This window comes from Microcoleus sp. Pol1C5, assembly GCF_036701115.1.
Lineage (GTDB): Bacteria > Cyanobacteriota > Cyanobacteriia > Cyanobacteriales > Microcoleaceae > Microcoleus.
Genome location: NZ_JAUBQE010000114.1, coordinates 1 through 4,884, shown reverse-complemented (window position 1 = coordinate 4,884; position 4,884 = coordinate 1). Strand labels below are relative to the sequence as shown.

Annotated in this window: 1 protein-coding gene; it reads left to right on the top strand. The window is 45.1% G+C overall.

Translation table 11 applies throughout. The annotated features are described in order from the left end of the window. Positions 1–4,884 (top strand): AAA family ATPase (locus QUA23_RS30450; RefSeq protein ID WP_333110691.1); only part of this gene is annotated, 4,884 nt, incomplete at both ends.

The following is a 4,884-nucleotide window of genomic DNA, read 5'->3' as shown; positions in this document are numbered from 1 at the left end:
CTAAACAAATTAAACTCATAGACTTTAGCATCGCCTCCCTACTGCCGAGAGAAACTCAAGAAATTCAAAATCCCAACATCTTAGAAGGAACCCTCGCCTATATTTCTCCCGAACAAACCGGAAGAATGAACCGAGGCATCGACTACCGCACCGACTTTTATTCTCTGGGAGCGACATTTTACGAACTGCTGACAGGAAAACTGCCATTTGAATGTGACGACCCCATGGAGTTGGTTCACTGCCATATTGCCAAACAACCTCCTGCAATAAATAGCCAAGAAATCCCGCAGGTGATTTCGGATATTGTCATAAAGCTGATGGCAAAAAATGCCGAAAAACGCTATCAAAGTGCCTTGGGATTGAAGTATGACTTAGAACGGTGTTTGCAGCAGTACCAAGAAACTGGAAAGATTGAAACATTTGAGTTAGGAACGCGAGATATATGCGATCGCTTCCTGATTCCCGAAAAACTCTACGGTCGAGAACGAGAAATACAGCAACTTTTAGAAGCTTTTGAACGAGTAGCAGAAGGCAACAGCGAAATGATGCTCGTTGCAGGCTTTTCCGGCATAGGAAAAACCGTTGTGGTTAATGAAGTTCAAAAACCCATTGTCCGACAGCATGGCTATTTCATTAAAGGTAAATTTGACCAGTTCAATCGCAATATTCCCTTTTCGGCATTTGTGCAAGCATTCCGCGATTTAATGACACAATTGCTCAGTGAAAGCGATCTCCAACTCCAAGCATGGAAAACCAAAATTTTAGCAGCCCTTGGTGACAACGGACAAGTCATTATTGAAGTAATTCCCGAACTAGAACGGATTCTCGGACAACAACCCCCAGCCCCAGAATTGTCAGGGATGGCTGCTCAAAATCGGTTCAATTTGCTGTTCCAAAAATTTATCTCTGTTTTTACCACAAAAGAGCATCCCTTAGTGATGTTTCTGGATGATTTGCAGTGGGCTGATTCGGCATCTTTAAAGTTGATGCAGTTGCTCATAGGTGAATCCCAGTCCAGTCACCTGCTACTAATTGGAGCCTATCGAGACAATGAAGTTTCCGCTGCCCATCCCTTAATGTTGACTTTAGATGAAGTCACAAAAATCGGGGCAATAGTCAATACCATTACACTAGCACCTCTGGCTCGAACCAGTTTGAATCAATTAGTAGCAGATACGCTGAATTGTTCTCCTAACTTAGCAGAACCGCTGACTGAGTTGGTGTATCAGAAGACAAAAGGAAACCCATTTTTTGCGACGCAGTTTCTCAAGGCATTGCATCAAGATGAATTGATTTTTTTTGATATTAAAGCAGGATATTGGCAGTGCGATATTAGCAAAATTACCGAAGCAGCACTGACGGATGATGTAGTTGAATTCATGGCGCAGCAGTTACAGAAATTGCCAGTTGAAAGTCAGGATGTTTTAAAATTAGCAGCTTGCATTGGCAATCAGTTCGATCTGACAACATTAGCAATTGTTTCGGAAATCTCGGAGACGGGAACGGCAACGGCTTTGTGGAAAACTTTACAGGAAGGTTTTGTTTTACCTCAGAGTGAGATTTATAAATTTTATGTAGGGGAAGAAGAAAAGATCGATCGAGGTACTTCTCAAACCGTTGCCTATCGCTTCTTGCACGATCGCGTCCAACAAGCCGCTTATTCTTTGATTCCGGAAGCAGAACGCGCGATCGCCCATTATCAAATCGGGCAACTGCTGCTGCAACAAATTTCAGCAGAAGCCAGAGAAGAACGCATTTTTGAATTAGTCAATCAGTTGAACTACGGCACGACGCTGGTTGTAGAACAACAGGAAAGGGAGGAACTCGCCCAACTCAACCTGATTGCTTGCCGCAAAGCGAGATCGGCAACTGCCTATCAAGCAGCCCGCGAATATGCCACAGTGGGGCTGCAACTGCTGGGAACAGACGCTTGGGAACGGCATTACGAAATGACCCTATCCCTGCACGACTTAGCTGCCGAGGTGGCTTTCTTAGCCGGCGATTTTGAGCAGATGCACCACTGGATTGAAGCGGTGATCGATCGTGCGAAAACACCTTTAGAACAGGTGCAAGTTTACCAAGTCAAAATCCAGGCATTGGTAGCCCACAATAAATTTGTCGAGGCGATCGCGATCGGTCAATCAGTCTTCCAAATGTTAGGCGTAAACCTACCAGATGAGCCAACCCTAGACGATATTCGGCAGGTGAAGCAAGAAATTGATGCCTTAATTGAGGGTCGCTCCATTGAGTCATTCTTTCATCTGCCGAAAATGACCGATCCCCAGCAATTAGCCATTATGCAAAATGCGGCTCGGCTGACACCCGTCTGTTATATGTCAGGAACAAAGCTTTATTTCCTAGTCGTAGCGCTCCAGGCCAAGTTGTCCATCCAATTTGGCAATAGTCCGGTTTCCGCTTTTTGCTACGTGGGTTACGCCTTCCAACTGAGGATGCTGTGGGGCGACATGACAATGGTGCCTCAGTTTGGGCAATTAGGATACCAACTCGCCTTAGAACCCGATGCCAAAAACATTCGAGCCGCAACCGCCATGTTAATGGGGGCCTATGTGGGTTCTTGGACGATCCATTTGCAAGAAACGCTGCCCATTCTTCTCGATGGCTATCAAGCTGGATTAGAAACAGGCAATCTCGAATTTATGGGCTACGACGCCCAGTTGTACTGTTTCAATGCTTATTGGTACGGTCAACCCCTGGCTGAACTCGAACCGCAAATTCGCGCCTATTACCAACAGTTATGCGACCTCCACCAAGTCACAGCAGCAAACTGTGTGTTGGCGTACTTGCAGGCGGCTCAAATTCTCTTGGGTCAGTCAGAGGAAGAAATTCCCTTACGCCAGGATGACTATGAAGAAGAAGTCCTGGCTCAGGCAAAAGTCGATTTTTACCGACTATCCTTCTTCTACTTGTATCGATTCACATTGAATTACTGGTTGGAAGACTTTGCTAAAGCAGAACACGATGCTGCTCAAACGCGACACTATTTGGCTGGAGGGATGGGAAGTATTGTTGAACCGATCTTCTACTTCTATGATTCTCTGAACCTGCTGGCCACTCCTGGTGAATCGATTTCCCAGTCCGAGCCGCGATGGCAGCGAATGGAAGAAAATCAAGCCAAGCTCAAAGACTGGGCAGATTATGGCCCCATGAATTACTTGCACAAATATCATTTAGTTGAAGCCGAAAAAAATCGCGTTCTTGCTCGCAAAACAGAAGCTCTAGAATTTTACGATCTAGCAATTAAAGGAGCCAAGGAAAACGGTTTTATCCAAGAGGAAGGATTAGCTAACGAACTCGCCGCCAAATTCTACTGGGAGTGGGGCAAAGAAAAAGTTGCCGCCAGCTATATGCAGGAAGCGTATTACTGTTATGCCCGTTGGGGAGCACTAGCGAAGGTTGAAAACTTAGAAAAAAGGTATCCCCAATTACTTCATCCCATCCTGAATCAGCCCAAACTTCGCTTTAATCCTCTAGAGACGCTAGCAACGATTAGCCACTCTTCGCAGACTTCCAGTAATAGCAGCACCAGTATTTCCGATGCTTTAGATTTCGCATCTATTGTGCAAGCTGCTCAAGCTTTATCCAGTAAAATTCAGCTTGATGAATTGCTCGACACCCTCAACCAAATTATTTTGAAAACTTCGGGCGCCGAAACTTGTGCTTTGCTACTCCCCCATCAGGATGAATGGCAAATCCGGGCAATAACTCACATTAATCTAGATAGCCAGTTACCCACAACCCTGCTGCAAACCCAACCTCTAGATGGCTCGGCAGTGATTCCGCTCAAGCTGGTTTATTATGTCAAACACACCCTGGAAACTGTGGTTATTGAAGGTGGCAAGACCGATATTCCGGGTTTAATGAATGACTGTACGCTCCAGTATCACTCTCAAAGTATGCTATGTACTCCGATTCTCGATCGCGGGAACTTAGTTGCGATACTTTATCTGGAACATAGCTCGACAAAAGGAGTGTTTACTCGCGATCGTCTCCTCGTCCTCAACTTCCTCTGCACTCAGGCTGCCATTTCCCTAGAAAATGCGCGATTGTATCAGCAAGCCCAGGACTACGCCCACCAGGTGGAACAATCTCAACTGCAATTAGTGCAGAGCGAAAAAATGTCGGCTTTGGGGAATTTAGTGGCCGGGGTTGCCCATGAAATTAATAATCCCGTTGGATTTATTTCTGGCAATATTCATGAGGCGATCGCCGCCGTCAAAGATATTACAGAATACTTGCAACTCTATCAAGAAAAATTTCCCTATCCAGGTGAGGAAATTGAAGAAAAAGCTGAAGAGAGCGATATCCAATATCTCTTAGAAGATTTACCAAAAATGTTGAATTCGATGCAAATCGGGTGCGATCGCATTCAAGGTATCAGCACCAGTCTTCGTATCTTCTCCCGAACCGACAAAGATTACAAAGTTCCTTTCAATATTCATGACGGAATTAACAGTACGATTTTGATTCTCAAACACAGATTGAAAGCGAACGAACAGCGTCCAGCGATTGAAGTTGTGAAAGAGTACGGGAACTTGCCTTCAGTGGAATGCTTCCCCGGACAGTTGAATCAGGTGTTTATGAATATATTGGCTAATGCCATTGATGCACTGGAAGAATCAAATCGGGAACGGAGTTTAGAGAAGACTAAAGCCCCAGGCAATTGCATCACAATTCGGACAGAAATGAAGTCTAAGGAGTGGGTAAATATTCGCCTTTCTGACAACGGGATAGGGATATCAGAGGAGATAAAAGGTCAGATATTTGACCACTTATTTACAACTAAAGATGTGGGTAAAGGCACGGGATTGGGATTGGCGATAGCACGGCAGATTGTAGTTGAGAAACACGGCGGTACAATCGAGG